Here is a 21293-nt window from a genome sequence, read left to right on the forward strand (position 1 = left end):
GCGGAAACTCATCGGATACGGCACGCTATGATGAGAAAAAGAGGCCGCCAGTTTAGCTGGCCGGCCTCTTTGCTCGCTACGGCATCTTCTGCTGAGCGGCTTCCTTGGCTTTGCGGGCCAATTCGGGCAGATGCGCCTGATTCTCTTGAATTTGACGGAGATGCTTCATCCGCTCGGGTCCGGCATTGTTAAGGACAGCTTCACCATGAAGCTCTTCCACCCAGTATGGAGCGAATGTGCTGACGTATTGATGGAGCTCATCCATATGATCTTCCGTATAATGCCTGGAGAAATTGATCAGCAGCACCCGACGGTTGTTGCCGCCTCCGAAGGAAGCATGCTTCAAGTAATTATTGAATACTAACAGATCGCCGGGACGAATATCCAGCGGAATCGCCGGCAGCTCCGTCCGATCTACCCCCCATTGCTCCATCATGTCGGGCGTATGGATCTGTTCCTTCAGAATCTCCGTATATTGGTCGCCGATAAACTGACTTCCAGGCAGCACGCGCAGTGCGCCGGTTTCCTTGGTTACCGGATCCAGATAGAAGGAGAGATTGATGCTCTTAATATTGCCCGGCCATGTTTTGTCCATGGAGGTGTCCGAATGCCAGCCTGTTTCCCCGACATACTTATTTCCTGCACTCGTCAAGTAATTATAATCTTCGCCTAAGAGAGTTGAACAAATCTCGATCACTCTCGGGTCGTCCAGGAGAGAAGCCAGCTTCTCGCTGTGGCCGAGGAAAGCAACGATCGTCGAGGTCTTCTTGAAATCATGCTCCTTCCCATTGTAGTTGCCGCCCATCTTGTTGAAGACGGCGTTAAACTCTTCGGTAATTTCCATGATCCGATCCTTCATGAGTCCGCGAAAAACCAGGTAGCCGAAGGTGTCGAAGAATGCTTTCTGCTGCTGTGTCACTCGGAATTGTTCCATCCGCAATACCCCTCCAATAGGTATACTTTAATCTATGTGAAGACACCCTGATTATACTATAGTTGTCGTGATTGAAAAGTACTAATTTAACATTTTCGAGAATGCCTTGATTAGAAAAATAAAATCGACTCCGCCTGGCGGCAGAGTCGATGGATGAGAAGGTATGAAACAATTGTTAGGACTGACTGTCGGTATAGATGAGAAAGGTGATGCCGAACTTATCGGTGATTTCGCCAAATGCGGGACTGAAATTCGTTTCCTGCAGCGCCATTTTGACCTGGCCGCCTTGCTGCAAGGCTTCGAATACTTGTTTGCTCCTGCCGATGCTGTTCAGCGTAATGCATACCGTTATATGATTCCCCCTCGATAAGGGAGCACCCGGGAATGAATCGCTCAGCATAAGCTCGGATTCGCCGATTTGAAGCAAGGCGTGGGCAATTCGGTCTTTGGCGCCTTCAGGAATTGAATCGGGATTGTCGGTCATTTCGGCAAAGGTCAGGATTTCGAGGATTTTGGCTTCTAACGTTTCCTCATAAAACTGGATCGCCTCTCTGGCATTGCCGTCGATCGTCAAGTAGGGGGTTAAACGCATGCAGGGTCAGCTCCTCGTAATTGGATTGGTTCACTACACCGAATGTTATCATGCCCATCATCGATGCGTTTCTTCTCGATTGCTAACTTGCATGGGTTCAAACTATTCTTTTCGTCTCCATGGAAAAAGTTGAATGGGGAGCGACACAATAGCAATCCATAAGAAATCTGTTTCTGAAGAACATGGTATGCTTGAAGTAGATTTTGAGGTTCATATAATAGGATGAGGTGATCGATAATGGCAACGCAGGCAAATATGATTTTTGTAAATTTACCGGTAAAGGACTTGAATAAATCCATCGATTTCTTTACGAAGATGGGGTTTGAATTCAATCCGCAATACACCGATGAGAACGCAACTTGCATGATCATCAGCGAACATATTTTTGCCATGCTGCTGGTCGAGGATTTTTTCAAGACGTTTACGGATAAGGAGATTGCGGATTCAACGAAATCGGCGGAAGTCATCGTTGCTCTATCGGCTGAGAGCAGGGAACGGGTGGATGAGCTTGTGGACAAGGCGCTCGCCGCCGGTGGTTCGTTTTCGAAAGAGCCTCTGGATCACGGCTTCATGTACAGCAGAAGCTTCCAGGATCTTGACGGCCATCTGTGGGAATTCATGTACATGGACGAGAGTGCGGCGCAGGCGCAGCAAGGTTAACCGCGAACGGTTTACATCGCTTGGGAGTGGTGGCTCAGAGGATGATCTCTGCGCTGCCACTTTTTTTGTGCAATCCTGCTCAAGCTCCATAACAATCTTCTTAGCCGCAATAGTGTATGAGTTGCGTGAAGCCGTTAAGATTTCTTCGCTCAAGAACGATAACGATATTCGCCGACGCTGGTCGCAGTGCGGATTTATGCCGTTTAACAGCGGGAAATAGTGGAAAAACTAAACGGGTGATGCACAATTTATTCGAATGGCGGTGATCTGTTGGCGCATGTATGGGAAGTGGTCGCTAGATCCGCAGCAGCGTTTGTAATCATGATGGTAATCGCCCGGATACTCGGAAAGTCGACGATCGCACAGATGACGTATCATGATTTTGTTGCTGCGATTACTTTAGGCGCGATTACGGCAAATTTAGCTTTTAATGTCAAAATGAACCTTTGGGAACTGTTGGCCGCGCTGGTAACCTTCAGCTTCATTGCTTTTATATTGATGGTGATTTCACTCCGAAGCCGTCCGCTGCGCAAGTGGATCTCCGGCCAACCGACGATTGTCATTCAGGACGGTAAGATTTTAGAGAACAATATGAAGAAATTGAAAATTACGTTGGATACCTTGAATCAGGAGCTGAGAGAGAAAAATATTTTTGATATTGAAGAGGTTCAATATGCGATATTGGAGCTGAACGGAAAGGTTTCGGTTCTTCGAAAGCCGGATTATTTGCCTGTGGTTCATAAAGACCTAAACATCTTATCGAAAGTGAAGCAGGCATTCCCTATCGAACTGATCATGGACGGTCGATGGATTGAGGATAATCTGCAGCAGAACAGCATTGACAAGCAATGGCTGTTATCGCAGATCAAAATGAAAGGCAAATCGGTACACGAGATCAGCTATGCGGTTATGACGTCCAACAATCAATTGTTCTTCGATTATTATGAAGACCGGATCGGTCATCCTGTAGACAAAGAATGAGCAGAAGTCGGGGCGGGATGCGGGGCCTAAAGCATACAAAAGGAGCTGTTCTCAGACAGCTCCTTCGTTGTGCCTCTTTATGATTTTGAAGCGGGATTCCAATTCTTGACTCCGTTATCTTCAATGATCCCAAGCGTGACATCCGTGATATCCGGATCCTGCAACAGACGATCGCGCAGCTTAAACTTGATATCGTCCGCATCCGCGAGCGACAGTCCTTTCTTCAGCTCGACCAATCCTTCAATATGGTAATAACGCCCTTCTTGCAGTACGCGCATCTGATAGATATCGGTTACGAAAGGATCGGACATGATTACTGCCGCCACTTTATCTTCAACGTCTTGCGGGGCAGCTACGCCGATAAGCCCGACCATGTTATCGTAACCGACTCTGAAGGCGACAACAAACATAAGGGAGCCGATCAGCAATGAAACAATGCCGTCAAGCAGCTTGAAATCGGTAAGAGCGGTGAATACAACGGCAATTAAGGCCAGTAAAGCGCCGGTCGTGGCTACAAGATCTTCATAGAAAACCAATCTGGTTGGAGGGGCGGCGCGCCCGATATTCCGGAAAGCGGATGGAATGATTCCGATTCCCGATGCTGCCGCTCTTGATTCATGAACGACTTCCTTCATCGCTTTGAACAAAATGATGCCGTCTACCGCAACCGAGGCGAGCAGGACGATCAGATTCAACCAGAAGCCATCGCTCGATTCCGCAGGATGCGCGATGAGGTGCAGTCCCTCCAGAATCGTTTCGTAGGCCATGATCGTAACGACGAGGACGGCAATCATACAGAAGATATTGATAACCCGGCCGAATCCGGTCGGAAACTTGCGAGTCGGCTTCTTTTCCGCCAGTACGCTTCCCGCAAATACAAAGCCTTGGTTGACCGCATCTGCAAAGGAGTGCATCATGGAGGCAAACATGGCACCGTTGCCGGTGACGAAGTAGGCGATGCCTTTCAGGATCGAGAGAAAGGTGTTTCCGATCGCCGCGGCGGCGGATGAGGTGTTTCCTTTCTTGAGTAAGCTAATAAACGATTCTTTCTTCGGTGCGGCTTCCATGTACGTTGAACGACCTCCATGCGGAAATTTTTTCCTGTTCATTTTATCATGATAAAAATAGAACAATCAATGTTCATTATGTACCCCATGTCGAAATTCAACATCTATTCAGATCAAATCGATTTTGCTAGATTAGATAGAGAAGATCACGATACGTTTCGGTAGAAGGAGGAACTATATTGAGTCAGTTGGATTATCGGGAATTTGTTGATTTGGTAACGCAATCCGGCATTCTGCCGTTCTCGGATTTTGTACCTGAATATCCGGCGCTTACAACCGCAGCATCGCATAATAATTGGCACACAGGAACAGATACTGATCCATGGCTATGGAGAATCCGGATCGTTCAAGATGGCGCTGCGGCATACGGCAAATTTTTTGGCACGAAAGCATCGTTTATTCATGTTGATTTCTTCCCGGTCGTCAAGACGATTCTGGCTTCCGACCGTACGGTTGAAGAACGGTATCAGGATGGCCTGCTATCAGCTTCCGCATATCGGATTTATAAAATATTGCGGGAGCAAGGGAACGTGGATTCGCGTCAATTGCGGAAACAAGCGGGGTTAGATACGAAAGAAAGCAAGAAAGAATATGACAGGGCTCTGATCGAGCTCCAAAATCAAGGGGATGTCGTCATAACCGGCTCGCAAGAAAGCGACAATGAATCCGGCTGGAGCAGCATGTGCTATGAATTATCGGACGATTGGATGAAATCCATACCAGGCAGCGGACGTTCTCTTACTATTGAAGAGGCCAAGGAGCAGCTGCGAGAGAAATTAACCAAGACGTGTTCGGGTCCTGCATATAAATATTTCGCCAAGAAAATGCAGCTGTAACGATGCAATCATCTTTGGATGAGACTCCATGCTTCTATCGAGTATCGGTTATGAAAAAAAACAAAGAAGAGGACAGCCGCACAAGCTGTCCTCTTCTTCATTTAGAGAGTTGCCTCTTCTTCCTCGGCGTTGTCACCGACTGCCTGACCACAAGAGCCGGCTGGACCAATATTTTGTTGCAGGGGGATTCGCGATCGTCTTGACGCCACAGCATCAGCTCAACCGCTTTCTTGGCAATGTGCTCACGCGGGTAATTGACCGAAGTAAGCGGAGGATACTGCCACTGGGATGAATCGAGATTGTCGAAGCCGACCATCGATATATCGTCAGGCGTCTTGAAGCCGCGTGCGTTCAAGCTGTTGTTCAAGATGTAGGCGATCGGATCATTCGCACAGAAGAAGGCGGTCGGCAAATCGTCATAATCGATCTGGGTTACGATCGGACTGAAGTCAATATTCCCGAATGCATCCTTGAATCTCATATCGTAGATATGCTTGGAATTGGCCTCCAGCCCCCAATATTCCAATGCGTCGATAAAGCCCTTGTGCCGGTCGTGAAAACCAGGAGACAATCGCTTGTCGCCGATATAGCCGATTCGATGATGGCCGGCATGGACCAAGTGTTGCACCGCCGTAAAAGCGCCTTGATAATCGTTGGGAAGAACGACATCGACATTCAATGCGGGGTAATCGTAATCGATGACAACGGTGGTCTTGCCGGTATCCTTCAGCTCTTCGGCAAATTTCTGCGAGAATCTCCCGAATAAGAAGAGAGCCATCGGGTTCTCCCGTGCAATGGAGTCGAAGATCGCACGGTCGCCCCCGTCCATTGGAACGCCATGAATAGCAACCTCCAAGCCATGCGCTTTCATCGCATTCGTTATAAAAAAATAAGTGGACATCGTATGAGGCTCCGTTAATTCCCGGCGGTCTACGATGATGAACGAACAGGGAGCAGTCTGCGCGGCGCTCTCCGCTTCCGGTATGCCGCGATACTTCATTGCATGAGCGGTTTCGAACACAAGCTTGCGCGTTGCTTCGCTGACGCCTTGATGCCCGCGCAGCGCCTTCGATACGGCCGCTGTCGAAAGTCCGAGCTTCTCCGATAAATCCCGCAGCGTGACTTTTTTCTTCATCTCGAACCCCTTCATTATTGGTGATCATATTCATCCATGTTAACATTCAGATTAAAATTAATCAACGTCGGCCATGTATGAACGCTATAATTCGATTGACAAAATCAGGTTATACAAATAAAATATTTCCGAATAGAAGTTAATTAAATTAACTTAATTAACTTAAATATTAACTGAGGGGGCGGTGCGTTCATTAATTCTACGCAGTCTGAACAAGGGTACATGGGTTGGAATCGTGGAATCAGTCAGACCTCAAGCAAAGCATTGTTAAGGAGGAAATAGAATAATGAGAAAAATGATGATGTTCGCGCTCGCATCCGCACTTGTCATGGTAATTTTCGCACAAGGCGTCAGCAATGCAGCGGCAGGCATGCCCGACAAGCCAGGCAAGAAGCAGCAGCTGGGCTTGCAGGTGAATAAAGGCGGGAAATTGATTAAAGACGGCAAACCGTATAGAGGAATCGGCGTCAATTTCTTCGATGCTTTCATACGGGGATTGGATGATAACAACAACACCAGCTACCGCGAGGGGTTCGAGGCGCTGGGAGAATACGGCATTCCATTCGCGCGTTTCTCAGTGGGCGGATATTGGCCGGTTCAATGGAAGCTGTATAACGAAGATAAGCAACGTTATTTTGAAATACTCGATGATGTCGTCAAAGCTGCGGAAGACAACAATGTCGGACTGATCCCGTCCTTCTTCTGGTCGTTCGCCGCCGCGGATTTGGCCGGTGATCCGATGAACCGTTGGGGGATGCCTGAAAGCAATCTTCATCAATTCATGAAGACGTATGTGCGCGAAGTCGTCACGCGTTACAAGGATTCGCCGGCTATCTGGGGCTGGGAATTCGGCAATGAATACAATTTATCCTCCGATCTGCCGAATGCCAGCGATTGGCGTCCGCCGGTCATCCCGGAGCTTGGCACTCCAACCTTCCGAACCCAAGAGGATGAATTGACGCATTCCATGATACGCATCGCGTTTACGGAATTCGCCAAGGAAGTGCGCAAATATGATCCTGACCGGATCATCATATCCGGCAACAGCATTCCGCGGGCTTCCGAGTGGAATCAAGAGCAGCATTTGACATGGGATCAGGATACAGAGGAGCAATTCGCCGAGATGCTGAATAAAGACAATCCGGATCCGATGGATACGATCAGCGTCCATATTTATGATAAGGAAGAACGGCGCTTCGCCAGAACCGTACCCGTGGAAGAGCTGCTGGAGAAGTTGATGAAGATTTCGAAGAAAGCGAAGAAGCCATTGTTTGTAGGCGAATTCGGTGCAGGCGAAGACCAAGGACACGAAGTGGCGAAACAAAACTTCGAAAGGCTGATTACAGCCATCGACGATGCCCGCGTTCCTCTGTCGGCTGTGTGGGTGTTCGATTTGTCCAATCAGCCGACCAACACGATTACGACTACGAACGAAAGATCCTATCAGCTGGATCGGATTCAAGAGATCAATGAATCGATGAGCGATGATGATTAAGAGGGGTACGAGATACGTACATCACGAATGAAAAGAAAAAAAATCGTCTTCAAGACATTCGTCTTGAGGACGATTTTTTCGTGCTGCCGCCCGGGCACACTAATCCTTCACTACGGCAGGGTGTTCCAGCGTGTTAACATTTATAAGCTGCATGTTGTATAAGTTCGCGTAGGTGCCGTTCATTGCAAGCAATTCATCATGCGTTCCTTGCTCATCAACTCCGTTGTCGGCCAGCACAATAATTCGGTGCGCATTTCGCACGGTGGATAAACGGTGCGCGATGACGAGTGTCGTGCGGTTGTGAGTCAATGTCTCCAATGAATCTTGGACAGCCTTTTCACTTTCGTTATCCAAAGAGCTTGTCGCTTCATCAAAAATAATGATAGGCGGGTTCTTTAAGAAAACGCGCGCAATGCTCAGCCGTTGTTTCTGGCCTCCGGATAATTTCACGCCGCGTTGACCGATATCCGTATCGTATCCGTCCGGCAGTTCCATGATAAAATCATGCGCATTGGCCTTTTTGGCTGCTTCGACGATTTCATCCATGGTTGCGTCCATCTTGCCGTAGCGGATATTGTCCGAGACGGTTCCGGCGAACAAGTAGACATCCTGCTGAACGAAGCCTATGTTCCGCCTTAATGAACGTAAGCTAATCTCTTTAATATTCCTGCCATCAAGAAGAATGGCCCCTTCGTTTAGTTCATAAAATCGGGGGATCAACGAACATAGGGTTGATTTGCCGATACCTGAAGGCCCCACCAATGCGACGTATTCCCCGGCTTTAATATGAAGAGATACGTTCTTGAGGACAGCGTCGTCGTTAACATTGTACCTGAAGCTTGCATCGATAAATTCCACATGACCGTGAACGTGCTTCAGTTCTATTGCGCCCGGCGTGTCTTGGATATCCGGCTCAACCTCCAAAATATCCATAAACCGGTCGAATCCGGTGATCCCTTCCTGATATAGCCTTGCAAAATTGACTAACCGCTGAATCGGCTCAATCAGAATTCCGATGCATAAGAAGAACGTGAGCAGATCTGCAAGATCCATCGAAGCATTCACGATCGCGGCGCCGCCAAAGACGATCACGGCTATGGTGATGAGCTGCGTGAACGCGATCAAACCTTCATGAAAGAGGGTCTCGCTCTTATAGCCTTCTCTCCGGCTTTGAACAAAACGATTGTTTTCGTAGGCGAACTTCTTCTTTTCGATCTCTTCGTTTGCGAACGACTGTACAACCCTGATGCCCGATAGCGTGTCTTCAACCTGCGCATTAATATCGCCGATCCGGTCTTTGCTTCTTCTTAGCGCAGCATTCATTTTGTTATTATAATAAAACGCGTAAACAGCCATGATAGGCAGAAAAAGAAGCACGATTAAGGCAAGCTTCGCGTCAATATAGAATAGAATCCCGAATGCGCCGGCGAACTTCAGGACGGATATAACGATATCCTCGGGTCCGTGATGAAATAATTCGGTAAGCCCGAATATATCATTCGTGGTCCGCGTCATTAACTGGCCTGTTTTTTGTCCATCGTAAAAACGAAACGAAAGCTTCTGATAATGATCAAACATTTCGCTTCGCATGTCGCCTTCCATCTTAGCCCCCATCATATGCCCCTGATAGGAAATAAACATATTGAAGATGGTATGAATGATAACCAGCGCAAGCATGACGGCGCCCATCATGTAGATTTGACTTAACGAATCGGAACTGTTTTCCTCTAATACATTGACCGTAATGTATCTGATGCATAGCGGAAGCGCCAATGTAACGGCCGATACAATAAACGCGCAGGCGAGGTCTGCAGTTAACAAGCCTAAATAAGGCTTGTAATAAGAAAAAAACTTCTTGGTTCTGGATTTCAAAATAAGCTCTCCTCCATTGGTAAGGAGGGTTATACGATCGTAGCCCTCCAATATTCATTTCGAGTTTGGAGTTCAATTGTTTTTCTCATTCTCAACACCCATTTCTGAAGTTTTATGAATCGCATCCGAAGCTTGCAATGGAAGGTGCGATTGTCATTATTTTACCATTTGGTTACCGTTTCTGTCTCGAATAGAAGACTTATTGGGACTGGTAAACTTCAGTTATAACGATTTTGTATCAGCGCCGGGCAAATAGTGTCTATTCTATGTACGGGGAGCAATTTCTGGATTAGAATAAATAGAGCGGGAAACCAATATATGGGAGGTTATTGCGCGCAAGATGCTGTTTATGCATTTCATCAGAATTCATTACTTAACTTGAATGGAGCAGCTGAATGACAACGAGAATTGGATTTGTGCGGCACGGAACGACAGATTGGAATGCCGAGAGAAGAGCCCAAGGCCAGAGCGATATACCGCTTAATGCCGCTGGCCGTATACAAGCACATGCATTGTCAGAACGATTGAAGAATGAGCAGTGGGACGTTATTTTTTCCAGTGACCTGTCGCGGGCGAAGGAAACGGCCGATATTGTCGCTGCGGCGCTCGGAGTATCGATACATACAGATCCGCGGCTAAGAGAAATCCATAAAGGCGAGACAGAGGGAACCACTTTGGAAGAACGCGTAACGAGGTGGGGAGAGCACTGGGAGAAGATGCCCCTCGGGATGGAGGATGAACAGTCCGCAGCAGCAAGGGGGACATCGTTCATCGCAGAGATCGCAGAAGCCTTCCGGGGAAAGAGCATTCTTGTCGTTAGCCATGGAGCGCTGATCGGCTTAACCGTGAAGCGTTTAATCGCTTCGGTGAATATCGAGGTGCATTTTCATAATACCTCCATAACGGCCATCCATTACAATGGTATCGAATGGAAGTGTGAGTTGTTTAATTGTGCCAAGCATCTCGCTTGACAATAATAGCTACAAGCTATAGGTCACTTCTCTGCTGGAGGGCGGCCTTTTTATGATAAACGAGTGGGAAGTATTGCTCTCAATCCGATACAATAGTCAGGCCGTGTGAAGCGGGAAGTCTCTGAACTCGTATGTGGAAAATATTTCTTGAAAAGAGAACGTATGTGCGGTATTCTGGTGATGAATGGCCCAATCGGATTCTGAAGTTTCGATAAACAAGAAGGAGGCAAGCTATGAACGGTTTCCTTAGTAAAGTCGAACAAACAGACACCTATCCTATCCCTGCCATACTTTTCGATGGGGGTACGATTAATGTCACGCTCGAACGGCATGAAGAAGCGATCGCCTGGTGCCGGCACGTGATGGGGGTGACCGTTGTACGGCAAGAGAATTGGACACCCGGTCCCGATGCAGTCGAGGGGAAGATGACTCATATGGGATGGGGACTGTGGATTGAATCCGGCAGGGCCGCAGACGGAACGCCTGCGCCTGCGGCGGGCCGCGAGCCTGTCGATACGACGGTTCATTGGTATTGGCGTGTCCGCAGCTTGCGGCAGAAGCTTGACGAACTGCAGCGGATAGGCGTGGAGACTTCCGCTGTCTATACCGATCCCGAAGGCAGAGAAGCGGCGGATTTCCGGTTCATGGATTCCGGTACATGGCTAACGGCCATTGAAGATGCGACATTGGAGAATGATTCCTTCGCCGACGCGGATGTAACGCGGATCAGGGTCAAGAATCTGCAGCACGCCATTGCGTGGTATAAACAATATTTGGGTATGCAAGAAGAGCCCGGCCGATCGAATGATGCATGCTGTGTGATGACCTTAGGAATTAACTACAGCACAGACGGCCGATCCGTATGGTTATTGGAGGAAGATCCGGACTGGTCCGATCATGGCCCGCTCGACGGATTGTTCCGGACACGGAGCTTTATAGCGGATCGAGAGGCATTCTTTAATTACTATCAATTTCTGAAAGACAGCGGGAACCTTGTTTCGGAGATGGGCGGATACGTCGAGCGCGGAAGAGTGTTCTTCCACGTCTATGATCCGGATGGCAATCGGTTCGACGTCAGTCATTGTTAAATGATCATGCGAGGGCGGTGTTAAGTGTGAGTGGACAAGTCATAGAGAAATTCGTTGAACGTATCGATGCTGTTTTCCTGCCTGTGCGAGACCTTCAAGAATCGTTGACGTGGTATCAGGAGGTATTCGGATTTGAATTACGCTGGAAGAACGAAAGAATGGGCGGGCTTGCCATTGCTCCGAATTGCGGATTCCATCTGGTGCAAATCCCTGATTTCCAGCCGATCAATCAATATACGCCGTTCAATTTCGTGGTGCAGGACGTTGAACAGATTCGAACTCGATTACTGGATCGAGGCGTTACCGTCTCGGATTTAAGACATGGCGAGCCCAAACGGTTTGATTTGACCGATGTGAACGGCAATATGATCAGCGTGATTCAAGTGTAATTCACTCTTCTTACTACGTCCGGAGGTGTCTTTTCGTGAAAGAACCCGTTGCTCTGATTCATAATCACTTGAAGTACGCATCGCAAGTGCTGGTAGTGAAGGATTTGTCAGAAGCTCAGCAATATTACAGGGACGTGCTGGGATTCACCATCGATGGCGACTTTGTAAGACGGGACGGCGTTCATTTTCTGTTCAAAGAGAACCGGTCCGTAGGAGCGGTTCGGCCGAATTCTCATATAGACGTGGTGCTGGACACTTATATATGGGTTGAGGATGTCGACGCAATCTACGAGGAGCTGAGGAAGAAGGGCGCCAACGTTATATTCGGACCGATGAATATGGATTACAATATGCGGGATCTATTGATTGAGGACCTTTACGGGTACAGACTTTGCTTCGGGGGGCCGATCAGAGAAGGTGCAGACGTTTATTAAAGCACCAACAGGAGGTTGATTATGTTAACGGATGGCACAGGCATTATTATTCTCGTTACAGGGATCATGGCGAGCGGCAAATCGACAGTAGCACAATTGCTTTCTGAGCGGTTCGAGCAATCCGTCCATTTACGCGGAGACCTGTTCCGGAGAATGATTGTCAATAATCGCAAAGAAGTAGAGCCTGATGCAGAAGATCATGTGCTCGAACAATTGCGGTTACGGTACCAATTAGCCGCCCAAGCTGCAGATACGTACTGTAAGGCCGGATTTACGGTCGTTGTTCAGGACGTTGTGATCGGTAAGATGCTGAATGATTTTGTGTCCTTCATCCATAGCCGGCCTTTCTATGTCGTCGTTCTATGCCCGAATACGGCTGCCGTAGCCGAGAGGGAAGCGAACCGTACCAAGAAAGGCTATGGTTCCTGGACGGTGACGGCCTTGAACGATGTGCTTCGCAATGAGACGCCTCCAATCGGATTGTGGCTGGATTCTTCAGCTTGGACGCCGGACGAAACCGTTCAAGAAATTGTGAAGCGACTAGATGAAGCCAGAATTTAGACACCTTCCGCATATAACCGATATTTCAGTGGCGTGACGCCCGTCAGCTTCTTGAAATCCCGGATATAGACGTTTACGTTCTCGAATCCGACTTCGAAGGCGACTTCAGAGACCGGCTTCGCAGACTTCTTCAGCAGGTGCTTGGAACGATCGATTCGAAGACGGATCAAGTATTCCTGCGCCGACGTTCCAGTCATCCGTTTAAACAAACGGGAGAAGTAATTTTCATTGAACCCCGCATGCCGCGCGATTTCCGTGACGCTGAAATCAGCGCGGCCTATTTGATTTTCCATGAATCGAACGGCGTCATCAATGACCTGACGATGATATTCCGACTTGCGGGTATGCTGGTTGTTCCGATTCAAGGCAAGCTCGGTCAGAATGCGCATAATGTGGACGGGGATGACCAGGTCGCTTCGAAGATCGCCTTCTTCCACATAAGCCAATATTTTTTGAAAACAGTAGTTAAATTCAGATGAATGGGCCAGCAATACGGGCGTCAAGCCGCTCTGATTGATCGTATCGTAGAAAGCCGGGCAACCGCCTCCATTGATATGCAGGAAACGGTACTTCCATTCTCCAGCCGGACCTGTGCAGTAGTGATGTTGTTCGTTGCAGTCGATCAGAATAACGTGATTTTTCTCGAGCGTGTATCGTTTCCCTTTATACGTCAGCAATCCGCTGCCTGCATCCGTATGGATGATCTGGTAGTTTTGTTGTCCTTCCCGTTGGGTGTAGAAATCTTGGGCAAAATGCACATACCCGATCGTGCATAACTGATAGGGCAGTTTACTGGAGACGGGCAGAGGTGTAAACGGTATCATGACAGGCTCCTCGATATTATCGAAGTGGTATCGGGTCTTCATATGAACCGGCCTCCAATAAAGTCATATTTCGTAGATTTAAGGTAAGATGATGTACATGACAATGCAAGAATACGCAATACAATAGAAGTATATCACGTGGAAGTTAAACTACAATTACGGTTGAGCGTCCGTATGATGCAGCGCCAGCCGGCATTGCGCTGAGTGGACGCGACATGTCGGACGGGACGTATCCAGGACGGGCGTTCGTGCGTGCTCGAACGCATCGATTAAACGAAGACGAGAGGAGCAACCGCCATTATGTCTACGCCTATACGAATTCATCCGGACAATCCAAAATTGTTTGAATTTCGCGGCAAGCCGCTCGTATTGCTCTGTGCAACGGAGCATTACGGCGCGGTTATGAATCGCCCGTTCGATTATGCGAGCTACTTGAAGGATGCCTATGACAAGCAGCAAACGTTGACCCGGCTGTTTGTGCTGTTCCGCGAATTGCAGAGCGCGATGAATCCTTACTCGACCTGCAAGCCGGAATCCCCCGATTATATCGCGCCTTTCGCTCGGAGCGGCCAAGGAAAGGCTTTGGATGGGCAGCCCCTTTACGATCTCGATCAATGGAACCCGGAATTCTTCGAACGCTTGCACGGGTTTATGTCGATGGCGGCCGAATATGGCATCGTCGTGGAGCTTGTCCTGCTGAGCAACACTTACGGGCCGGATGTATGGGCATTAAATCCGCTAAACGCGAAAAACAATACCAACGGTACGGAGGAGATCGAATGGCCGGATTATATGTCATTGCGGCATCCCCAATTACGCAGAAGGCAGCTTGACCATGTCCGCAAGATCGTTGAGGAGACAAACAAATACGATAATTTGATTTATGAGATTTGCAACGAGCCTGGCGGGGCTGTCGCCGCCGATGCCCGTAATCCCGCGCCGTCCGAGGTTAACGAGTGGCAAGCCGAGATTGCGCGAACAATCCGCGATACGGAGGCAAGACTGCCGAACAAGCATCTCATCGTGGGGCAGGAGGCGTTTACATATACCCCTTGGGAGCAATCGTCGGATCTTTCCTTCCGCGGAGAATTGTTTGATACCGTAAATATTCATCCGCTGCCCAATACGACTTATGACGGCAAAGCCTATCATATGGGTGAGTTTATGTCCAAGCAGCTCAAACTGCGTCCGTTTCGCGACTACTGCTTGGCGGTTTACGGCGAACGTAAGCCTCTGAATATGGATGAGGACAACATTGCCAGCCAGTACAAGGATCCGGATGGCTGGACGATTCACCGCAAGCGCGCATGGACTGCGCTGCTCAGCGGCGCTCATTACGATGTTATTGATTTCTCCATCATCAATTATTGTCCGACAGGAACGCCTCAGTCGCAGCAGCATCTCCGCTCGTGGATGCGCAACCTTTCGGCCTTCGTTCATTCTATCGATCTCTTGAACGCTCGTCCGTTAAGCTCCCTTGTTACACGAGCTCCCGAACATGTATTGGAAATCGTATTCGGTGTTGAAGGCAAAGACATTGCCATCTACTTGGCGGACGAACGCGAATTGAATGAGGGGACCGGCGAACCGGTTCGAGGGGGTAAACTTGCCTTAGCGCTGCCTCAGAGCGAGTATTCTGCGGTCTTCTATTCACCGGTATCAGGGTTGTATTCCCCGGCTGTGACGGTAAGGGGCGGTGACCTTGTTCTTGATCTGCCTGAGTTTCAGCACGACGTGCTTGTTCGCCTTACGCTGATCGCATAGATGGGTCAAAAACCATTATAGTTATTTTGGAGATTGCTTCCAGATATAATCTGATGTAGCATGTAATATATCTTCTTGTGAAGGGGTGATTGGCATGAAACGCCGGGCTATTACTGCGACTGTTACTGTTAAGGTGATCATGAACTGAATACCGCTGGCAGGCTTGCCGAGTCTGTCACTTCAATAGGATATCACTGCTTATCATTCCTGTAGGAGGATTTTGTTTGCCATGCAAACCTATTCTCCCGTTAGATTATGGACCGCAGGCGCATAGCCTTGCGGTCTTTTTGCGCGCAAAAATAGACCTACACCACCCGTAGAGGAGCTGCATGTCAATGTTGAAGCTGAAATATCTTTTTAATAATACCGATTTAGCCGAGATGCTGTTGGGCAATTGGGAGTACGATCCGGAATCGCTAGACTTATTTCAATATTATCGCATATCCTCGAATGCGGTGTATCCGTTCCAATGTCAAGGAAAGACCGAGCTGCTGCGGTTTACACCGGCTGCGGAGAAAGTGAGAGAACACATTTTAGCCGAACTCGACTTTACTGCATATCTGCGAGCGAACCGGTATGGCGCATTGGAACCGGTATTATCCAAGAAGGGAACTGAATTGGTTGAAGCCGAGACGCCGTGGGGGGCATACTATGCAACCGTATTTAAACGTGTAACCGGTGTACAGATGAACGATACGGACTTTAGCGATTCGATCGTATTCAGCCACGGGCAAGCCTTGGGGAAGCTGCATTCGCTATCCAGTCGTTACGAACCCGGCAAATACAAGAGATGGTCCTATAGCGATGTATTAAAGTGGATTCAAGATACGATGATCGCGTTTCCTCATCAAGAAGGGGCGATTAGGGAAGCCCGGCTGCTGCAAGACTATTTCGCAACCGTTCCGGTCACGACGCTTAATTATGGACTGATCCATTATGATTTTGAATACGACAATGTGTTCTATGATGAAGAATCCCGCAGCTGTAATGTGATTGACTTCGACGATGCCATGTATCACTGGTACGGAATGGATATCGTGCAGGCATTGGATAGTCTGCAGGACTGCATTCCCGTGGAACAATATGAGCTTAAGAAGCAATGCTTCATGGATGGATATCGCACGGAATACGAGATAGCGGACGATATGCGAGCCATAATGCCCGCGTGCAAGCGATTTGCCGCATTATATGGATATGCCCGCTTGATCCGATCCTCAGCCGAACAATGGGAGCATGAACCCGAATGGATGCTTCGGCTGCGCGAAAGATGGGTGACGGGACTGAAGGAAGACGCCTTGGTATTTGGAACAAAGCTGTAATTCTTTGCTGATTTCATAAGGATAAACAGGCTGCCGTTGGCAGCTTGTTCCTGAATGTTTAAACGTAGAGCGAGCTTCGATATGCGCTTATGCGCCTGCGTAATTTATGTATTTACAGGTTGATAGGAGGGCTGCACATGTTCATGGATATTTACCGGGCTCAGCCGAAGGACAAAATACTCATTCAACGAATGCTTGAATTATATACGCATGATTTCACGGAATTTCTGGATATCGACTTAGATGAGAATGGCTTATATGGCTATCCGTATCTGGATTTGTATTGGATAGAACCGGGCCGGCATCCATTTCTAATCCAAGTGTCGGGTAAGCTTGCCGGATTTGTCCTGGTGAGAACCATTTCTTCGGATGAGGATCCGATTCATACCATTGCCGAGTTTTTCATCGTTCGCAAATATCGCCGACAAGGTATCGGTAAACAAGCGGCGCTCAAGATATTTCATTTATTCCCTGGCAGGTGGCGCGTGGATCAAGTGGAGAGAAACTTTCCGGCGCAAACTTTCTGGCGGTCCGTCATTTCATCGTTTACGGATGGCAAGTTCATTGATAAGGTAGAAGATACGAAAACCGTGCAGGAGTTTAAGTCCGTATAAAAGAGGAGAAGTGCGTATGATCCGATACCCATTGTTAACAAAAGGAGCAACGATAGGTATAACAGCCCCCTCATCCGGATTATCGGATGAATTGCACCCGCTGCTAAAGCTTGCCTGCAGCCGCATGGAGAGCAAGGGATTTGGGATCACTTGCGGCGATACGGTCTGGACGCATAGCAAAGCCAAATCGTCGCCGGCCAAGAAGCGCGCAGCCGAGTTCAATCGCATGATGCGGGACGATGAGATCGGGCTCATTATTCCACCGTGGGGCGGGGAGTTATTGATCGAGATATTAGAAGAACTGGATTTTGAACATATGAGCGCGAAATGGATCATGGGATACTCGGATACCAGTGTGCTGCTGTTCGCAATCACCTTACAAACGGGGATAGCTACGGCGCATGGAGCAAACCTCATTGATATGCGGGGAGAAGATCAGGATGATACGACAGCCATGTGGCAGAAGGTGTTGGCAACGGAAGCCGGCGGATCGATCGAACAGCATTCCTCAGCGAAGTACCAGAAGGAATGGCAGTTTCATAATCCATCGCCCTGCATCTTCCATCTAACGGAGGAAACCAGCTGGCGCACCATCTCCGAACAGAACGTTAGCATGAGCGGCCGGCTGCTTGGCGGATGCGTGGATGTAATCCGGCATCTGGTCGGAACGCCTTACGGTGATGTGCGCGGCTTCATGAAGCAATACATCGACGGGGACCCGATCGTCTGGTATTTCGAGAATTGCGAGCTATCCACCACGGACTTGCGCAGATCGTTCGTTCAGATGAAGCTGGCCGGGTGGTTCGAGCATTGCGCAGGCATTCTAATCGGCAGAAGTTCTGCTAACCATCCCGTTGATGGCTATACGGCAGAAGATGTCTATCGGGATCTGTATGATGAGCTGAAGGTCCCCATCGTCTATGACATCGATTGCGGTCATGTTCCTCCGCAAATTACATTGATTAACGGCGCATATGCCGAAGTTCATGTGGAGGACGGTAAAGGAACAATTACGCAGCGATTTTTATAGTAAAAAATCAGAAGTCAATTCCTATTAATGTATGAAGCGAGGCGGGTTCTAGATTGAACACTAGTCTATATGAATTCCCTTCATTGGTGACAGAACGAATAAGCCTTAGGCTTCTCACGTTGGAGGACGCTGAGGAGGTATATCGACACTTCTCGGATCATGAGGTAACGAAATATATGGATATTGAACCGTGCAAGAGTCGGAAGGAAGCTGAAGAGATTATCCGGTATCATCTGGAGGATGCTGGCTGTCGATGGGGGCTCTATGACAAGCAGAATCAATCCTTCTTGGGCACTTGCGGATTTCATTATTTGAGGGATACGGATCATTCGTTTATGGCAGAGATCGGATTCGACTTGACCAAACATCATTGGGGCAAAGGGCTCATGAGTGAAGCCATGCAAGCCGTTATTGAATACGGGTTTACAATCATGAAGCTGGATGTGATTGACGCTACGGTCGAACCGGCGAATGAGCGGTCCATACGACTCATGAAGCAGCTTGGATTTCAACGGGAGCGCGAGCTTAGAGAAGAGCTGATCTATTATTATTTGAACCGGCCGTGATATTCTAAGTTCAGAACATTGCAAAGGACGCAAATTACGATCTCGTAGCTTGCGTCCTTTGTCGTGGGACGGTAGTGAAGTAATTAAAAGAACATCCTTTAAAGTTCCAATTATGGTAATATAAATGTAACTATAGCGAAAGCATGTACAACAATATATATTGAACCAACACAGCATGCTGCACAGACAGACGTCCGTACGATTGCATGGATTTGCTGGAGCTTAGCAGGAGGAGCTTGCGTATTTTTCCGACCAACTGCTGTTGCCGGAATTACCTTGCATGCTATCTTTTCTATTGCGCCGAGTTGCTGTTGCCGGTTTACCATGCATGCTATCTGCTGCGAGCGCTGAAGATGTATGGATGTTGATGGTGTTGAAGATGTACAGAGTGTTTGTCACAAATAACGGATTCCATGTCCGTGTACCGTGTAATGTAGGTGGGCTGGACTTGTAACGGTCACCAGAGACGTTATTGTTGAAAACCGAGCCGAATTAGAGAGGTTGCGGACACCAGAGACGTTATTCATGCGATTATCGGAGGGAATGCGGTCATTTGGTGCGAATAGCGGATCTGATGTCCGGATGGTTCGTCCCTATAAGGTGTTGTCACAAATAACGGATTCCATGTCCGTAAGGGATCGTGCCGTACGAGACACAATCGAAGTGTATTCTTTCATATCTAGCATCGAGAGGGTTATGGAATCTATTCACACATAGTCATGCTCATATCTGAGAATTTTGAACACAGCCGGCGTAGGATTCGCTGCTATAATGAAAAGCAAGACTTCATGGGAATTGGGTGAACGAATGAGCGGCATTGAATCCGTGCAAAGAGCGATCGACTATATCGAGGACCACCTTGAGGAAGAGATGGATCTCTCTGCCATTGCAGATGAAGCGTATATTTCGGTCGCTCAGTTATACCGCGTGTTCTATGCACTTACCGGACATCCGGTCAAGGAGTACATCCGCAAGAGAAGAATGAGCGTCGCGGCCAACCATCTGCGGAACTCCAACCAATCCGTCGAGGAACTGGCGTGGTGCAGCGGGTTTGAGTCCTATCATTCATTCGCCAAAGTATTCAAGAAAATCGTAGGCGTGACGCCAGCCGCTTATCGAAATGCCGACTTCTTCTACAGCTTCGAACCGATCCGTCTTCACGAGCGAGTCGTCTACTTGGAGGACAGAGAACAAACGGAGCTGTTCCCGGATGTTAAGGTGATCCGGCTGCTGCCCGATAAGATGCATGCCTATCTGCACGTCTCCAAGCAGGAAGCCGGGATGGAGCACGAAGCCTACCGGATAGTATTTGAGAAGCTCGGGCTGCATGAGAAGATGAGAGGATCGAAGCCCAAGCTGCGGATCTTCGGAACGAATGTCGATCTTCCGGATGAAGATGGAGAGCCCCGGTTCGGCTATCGGGTGTTAATCGCTCATTTGGCGGATGGAGAAGAATGGACCAGAGAGGGGACATTTACGGAAGAACCTTTCCCTGGCGGACTGTATGCAGTAAGGAAGATTGCAGCATCTCCGCCGGAGGTCGTCCAGGACGGATGGGATCGGCTGCTCTCCGAATGGCTTCCCAAGAGCACCTTCGAGATCGGGACGCATCCCTATATCGAGGAATTCATCGCATACAATGGCAAAATTACGAGAATGAATCTGTTCTTGCCCGTACAACGCAAGTATCGCAACGAACCGATTGAGGTCGTAGAGCTGCCGGACATGCAGGCGTTCTTCTCCCGTGGGTACGGCGCTATGGCTCAAGCGTCTGCCGAACGGCAATTGATAGAGTGGTTCACGAACGCCTCTGATTCAGGCAGGCTGGCAGGACAAGGGAAGTATTACATGTCCTTTCATTACGGTTGCAGTGATTCCGATGAATATTGGTGGGAGAACGGCCTACTCGCTCGTGAATCCGATCTGCTGGAAGCCGAGAGGTTGAATAGGAAGCGATTCGGCTCCGGAATTTATGCCTGCTGCGTGTCTAAGACATATGGTTTGTTATCGGGCGTTCTGGATCAGATGCACCGCTGGATCGCAACGAATGATACCTATGAGCTGGATGGCACGCGGCAATGGTTCGCAGAATATCACACCTTCGACGGCATGAATGTGGAGCGGGACACCATCGTGAAAGTTTATATTCCTGTCAAATAAG

21 protein-coding genes are annotated in these 21293 nt (G+C 48.6%); 15 read left to right on the plus strand and 6 right to left on the minus strand.

The window, feature by feature from the left end:
- Positions 1-76: 76 nt before the first annotated feature.
- The gene (locus tag L1F29_RS14830) at positions 77-934 is read right to left on the minus strand and encodes a phytanoyl-CoA dioxygenase family protein (protein ID WP_258389071.1); all 858 of its coding nucleotides are present in this window, start codon (positions 932-934) and stop codon (positions 77-79) included.
- A 175-nt stretch (positions 935-1109) separates the two neighbouring features.
- Positions 1110-1526 (minus strand): VOC family protein, encoded by a 417-nt coding sequence (locus L1F29_RS14835; RefSeq protein WP_258389072.1) that lies wholly within the window; start codon positions 1524-1526, stop codon positions 1110-1112.
- 237 nt (positions 1527-1763) lie between these two features.
- On the opposite strand from L1F29_RS14835, the gene L1F29_RS14840 reads away from it, so the two are divergent.
- Both L1F29_RS14840 and L1F29_RS14845 read left to right on the plus strand, forming a co-directional pair.
- Positions 1764-2186 carry a VOC family protein gene (locus tag L1F29_RS14840; protein WP_258389073.1) on the plus strand — a complete coding sequence of 141 codons (423 nt, stop codon included), beginning with the start codon at positions 1764-1766 and terminating at the stop codon, positions 2184-2186.
- Positions 2187-2456: 270 nt separating this feature from the next.
- On the plus strand, positions 2457-3167 hold the full coding sequence (locus L1F29_RS14845) for a DUF421 domain-containing protein (RefSeq protein WP_258389074.1): 711 nt from the start codon (positions 2457-2459) through the stop codon (positions 3165-3167).
- A 77-nt stretch (positions 3168-3244) separates the two neighbouring features.
- On the opposite strand, the gene L1F29_RS14850 is transcribed toward L1F29_RS14845, so the two are convergent.
- Positions 3245-4234 (minus strand): cation diffusion facilitator family transporter, encoded by a 990-nt coding sequence (locus L1F29_RS14850; RefSeq protein ID WP_258389075.1) that lies wholly within the window; start codon positions 4232-4234, stop codon positions 3245-3247.
- Between the two features lie 179 nt (positions 4235-4413).
- On the opposite strand from L1F29_RS14850, the gene L1F29_RS14855 reads away from it, so the two are divergent.
- Complete coding sequence (locus tag L1F29_RS14855) at positions 4414-5070, plus strand: AlkZ-related protein (RefSeq protein WP_258389076.1); 657 nt, start codon at positions 4414-4416, stop codon at positions 5068-5070.
- Between the two features lie 97 nt (positions 5071-5167).
- Here the strand turns inward: L1F29_RS14855 and L1F29_RS14860 are convergent, their stop codons facing one another.
- Positions 5168-6205 carry a LacI family DNA-binding transcriptional regulator gene (locus L1F29_RS14860; protein WP_258389077.1) on the minus strand — a complete coding sequence of 346 codons (1038 nt, stop codon included), beginning with the start codon at positions 6203-6205 and terminating at the stop codon, positions 5168-5170.
- Positions 6206-6491: 286 nt separating this feature from the next.
- Between L1F29_RS14860 and L1F29_RS14865 the strand changes: the two genes are divergently transcribed.
- Entirely contained in the window at positions 6492-7700 is a 1209-nt protein-coding gene (locus tag L1F29_RS14865) for a cellulase family glycosylhydrolase (RefSeq protein ID WP_258389078.1), read from the plus strand.
- Positions 7701-7799: 99 nt separating this feature from the next.
- On the opposite strand, the gene L1F29_RS14870 is transcribed toward L1F29_RS14865, so the two are convergent.
- The gene (locus L1F29_RS14870) at positions 7800-9572 is read right to left on the minus strand and encodes an ABC transporter ATP-binding protein (RefSeq protein ID WP_258389079.1); all 1773 of its coding nucleotides are present in this window, start codon (positions 9570-9572) and stop codon (positions 7800-7802) included.
- A 395-nt stretch (positions 9573-9967) separates the two neighbouring features.
- On the opposite strand from L1F29_RS14870, the gene L1F29_RS14875 reads away from it, so the two are divergent.
- The 5 genes from L1F29_RS14875 (at position 9968) to L1F29_RS14895 (ending at position 13015) form a co-directional block, all read left to right on the plus strand.
- On the plus strand, positions 9968-10543 hold the full coding sequence (locus L1F29_RS14875; RefSeq protein ID WP_258389080.1) for a histidine phosphatase family protein: 576 nt from the start codon (positions 9968-9970) through the stop codon (positions 10541-10543).
- A gap of 233 nt (positions 10544-10776) precedes the next feature.
- Entirely contained in the window at positions 10777-11631 is an 855-nt protein-coding gene (locus L1F29_RS14880) for a VOC family protein (RefSeq protein ID WP_258389081.1), read from the plus strand.
- A gap of 26 nt (positions 11632-11657) precedes the next feature.
- A complete protein-coding gene (locus tag L1F29_RS14885) occupies positions 11658-12020 on the plus strand; it encodes a VOC family protein (protein WP_258389082.1) in 363 nt (120 codons plus the stop codon).
- Between the two features lie 35 nt (positions 12021-12055).
- Entirely contained in the window at positions 12056-12454 is a 399-nt protein-coding gene (locus tag L1F29_RS14890; protein ID WP_258389083.1) for a VOC family protein, read from the plus strand.
- Positions 12455-12475: 21 nt separating this feature from the next.
- The gene (locus L1F29_RS14895; protein ID WP_258389084.1) at positions 12476-13015 is read left to right on the plus strand and encodes a phosphotransferase-like protein; all 540 of its coding nucleotides are present in this window, start codon (positions 12476-12478) and stop codon (positions 13013-13015) included.
- Here the strand turns inward: L1F29_RS14895 and L1F29_RS14900 are convergent.
- Positions 13012-13881: an AraC family transcriptional regulator gene (locus L1F29_RS14900; protein ID WP_258389085.1), complete on the minus strand. Its 870-nt coding sequence runs from the start codon at positions 13879-13881 to the stop codon at positions 13012-13014. The genes L1F29_RS14895 and L1F29_RS14900 overlap by 4 nt on opposite strands.
- 258 nt (positions 13882-14139) lie before the next feature.
- Between L1F29_RS14900 and L1F29_RS14905 the strand changes: the two genes are divergently transcribed.
- The 6 genes from L1F29_RS14905 (at position 14140) to L1F29_RS14930 (ending at position 21292) form a co-directional block, all read left to right on the plus strand.
- A complete protein-coding gene (locus L1F29_RS14905) occupies positions 14140-15603 on the plus strand; it encodes a cellulase family glycosylhydrolase (protein WP_258389086.1) in 1464 nt (487 codons plus the stop codon).
- A gap of 335 nt (positions 15604-15938) precedes the next feature.
- On the plus strand, positions 15939-16922 hold the full coding sequence (locus L1F29_RS14910; RefSeq protein ID WP_258389087.1) for a phosphotransferase enzyme family protein: 984 nt from the start codon (positions 15939-15941) through the stop codon (positions 16920-16922).
- Positions 16923-17059: 137 nt separating this feature from the next.
- Positions 17060-17536 (plus strand): GNAT family N-acetyltransferase, encoded by a 477-nt coding sequence (locus L1F29_RS14915; RefSeq protein WP_258389088.1) that lies wholly within the window; start codon positions 17060-17062, stop codon positions 17534-17536.
- Between the two features lie 16 nt (positions 17537-17552).
- Positions 17553-18566, plus strand: coding sequence for a S66 family peptidase (locus L1F29_RS14920; RefSeq protein WP_258389089.1), 1014 nt, complete (start codon positions 17553-17555; stop codon positions 18564-18566).
- Between the two features lie 86 nt (positions 18567-18652).
- A complete protein-coding gene (locus L1F29_RS14925) occupies positions 18653-19132 on the plus strand; it encodes a GNAT family N-acetyltransferase (protein ID WP_309252416.1) in 480 nt (159 codons plus the stop codon).
- A 771-nt stretch (positions 19133-19903) separates the two neighbouring features.
- Positions 19904-21292 (plus strand): helix-turn-helix domain-containing protein, encoded by a 1389-nt coding sequence (locus L1F29_RS14930; RefSeq protein ID WP_258389091.1) that lies wholly within the window; start codon positions 19904-19906, stop codon positions 21290-21292.
- The last annotated feature ends 1 nt before the right edge of the window (position 21293 follow it).

Origin of the sequence: Paenibacillus spongiae (assembly GCF_024734895.1) — a bacterium.
In the GTDB taxonomy this organism is placed as follows: Bacteria; Bacillota; Bacilli; order Paenibacillales; family Paenibacillaceae; genus Paenibacillus_Z; species Paenibacillus_Z spongiae.

What these genes read in the sequence shown, in the direction of transcription:
- L1F29_RS14930 (WP_258389091.1), top strand. Translation starts at nt 19,904, where the DNA reads ATGAAAAGCAAGACTTCATGGGAATTGGGTGAACGAATGAGCGGCATT.
- L1F29_RS14910 (WP_258389087.1), top strand. Translation starts at nt 15,939, where the DNA reads ATGTTGAAGCTGAAATATCTTTTTAATAATACCGATTTAGCCGAGATG.
- L1F29_RS14830 (WP_258389071.1), bottom strand. Translation starts at nt 934, where the DNA reads ATGGAACAATTCCGAGTGACACAGCAGCAGAAAGCATTCTTCGACACC.
- L1F29_RS14850 (WP_258389075.1), bottom strand. Translation starts at nt 4,234, where the DNA reads ATGGAAGCCGCACCGAAGAAAGAATCGTTTATTAGCTTACTCAAGAAA.
- L1F29_RS14920 (WP_258389089.1), top strand. Translation starts at nt 17,553, where the DNA reads ATGATCCGATACCCATTGTTAACAAAAGGAGCAACGATAGGTATAACA.
- L1F29_RS14835 (WP_258389072.1), bottom strand. Translation starts at nt 1,526, where the DNA reads ATGCGTTTAACCCCCTACTTGACGATCGACGGCAATGCCAGAGAGGCG.
- L1F29_RS14905 (WP_258389086.1), top strand. Translation starts at nt 14,140, where the DNA reads ATGTCTACGCCTATACGAATTCATCCGGACAATCCAAAATTGTTTGAA.
- L1F29_RS14880 (WP_258389081.1), top strand. Translation starts at nt 10,777, where the DNA reads ATGAACGGTTTCCTTAGTAAAGTCGAACAAACAGACACCTATCCTATC.
- L1F29_RS14875 (WP_258389080.1), top strand. Translation starts at nt 9,968, where the DNA reads ATGACAACGAGAATTGGATTTGTGCGGCACGGAACGACAGATTGGAAT.
- L1F29_RS14865 (WP_258389078.1), top strand. Translation starts at nt 6,492, where the DNA reads ATGAGAAAAATGATGATGTTCGCGCTCGCATCCGCACTTGTCATGGTA.
- L1F29_RS14895 (WP_258389084.1), top strand. Translation starts at nt 12,476, where the DNA reads ATGTTAACGGATGGCACAGGCATTATTATTCTCGTTACAGGGATCATG.
- L1F29_RS14900 (WP_258389085.1), bottom strand. Translation starts at nt 13,881, where the DNA reads ATGAAGACCCGATACCACTTCGATAATATCGAGGAGCCTGTCATGATA.
- L1F29_RS14860 (WP_258389077.1), bottom strand. Translation starts at nt 6,205, where the DNA reads ATGAAGAAAAAAGTCACGCTGCGGGATTTATCGGAGAAGCTCGGACTT.
- L1F29_RS14915 (WP_258389088.1), top strand. Translation starts at nt 17,060, where the DNA reads ATGTTCATGGATATTTACCGGGCTCAGCCGAAGGACAAAATACTCATT.
- L1F29_RS14840 (WP_258389073.1), top strand. Translation starts at nt 1,764, where the DNA reads ATGGCAACGCAGGCAAATATGATTTTTGTAAATTTACCGGTAAAGGAC.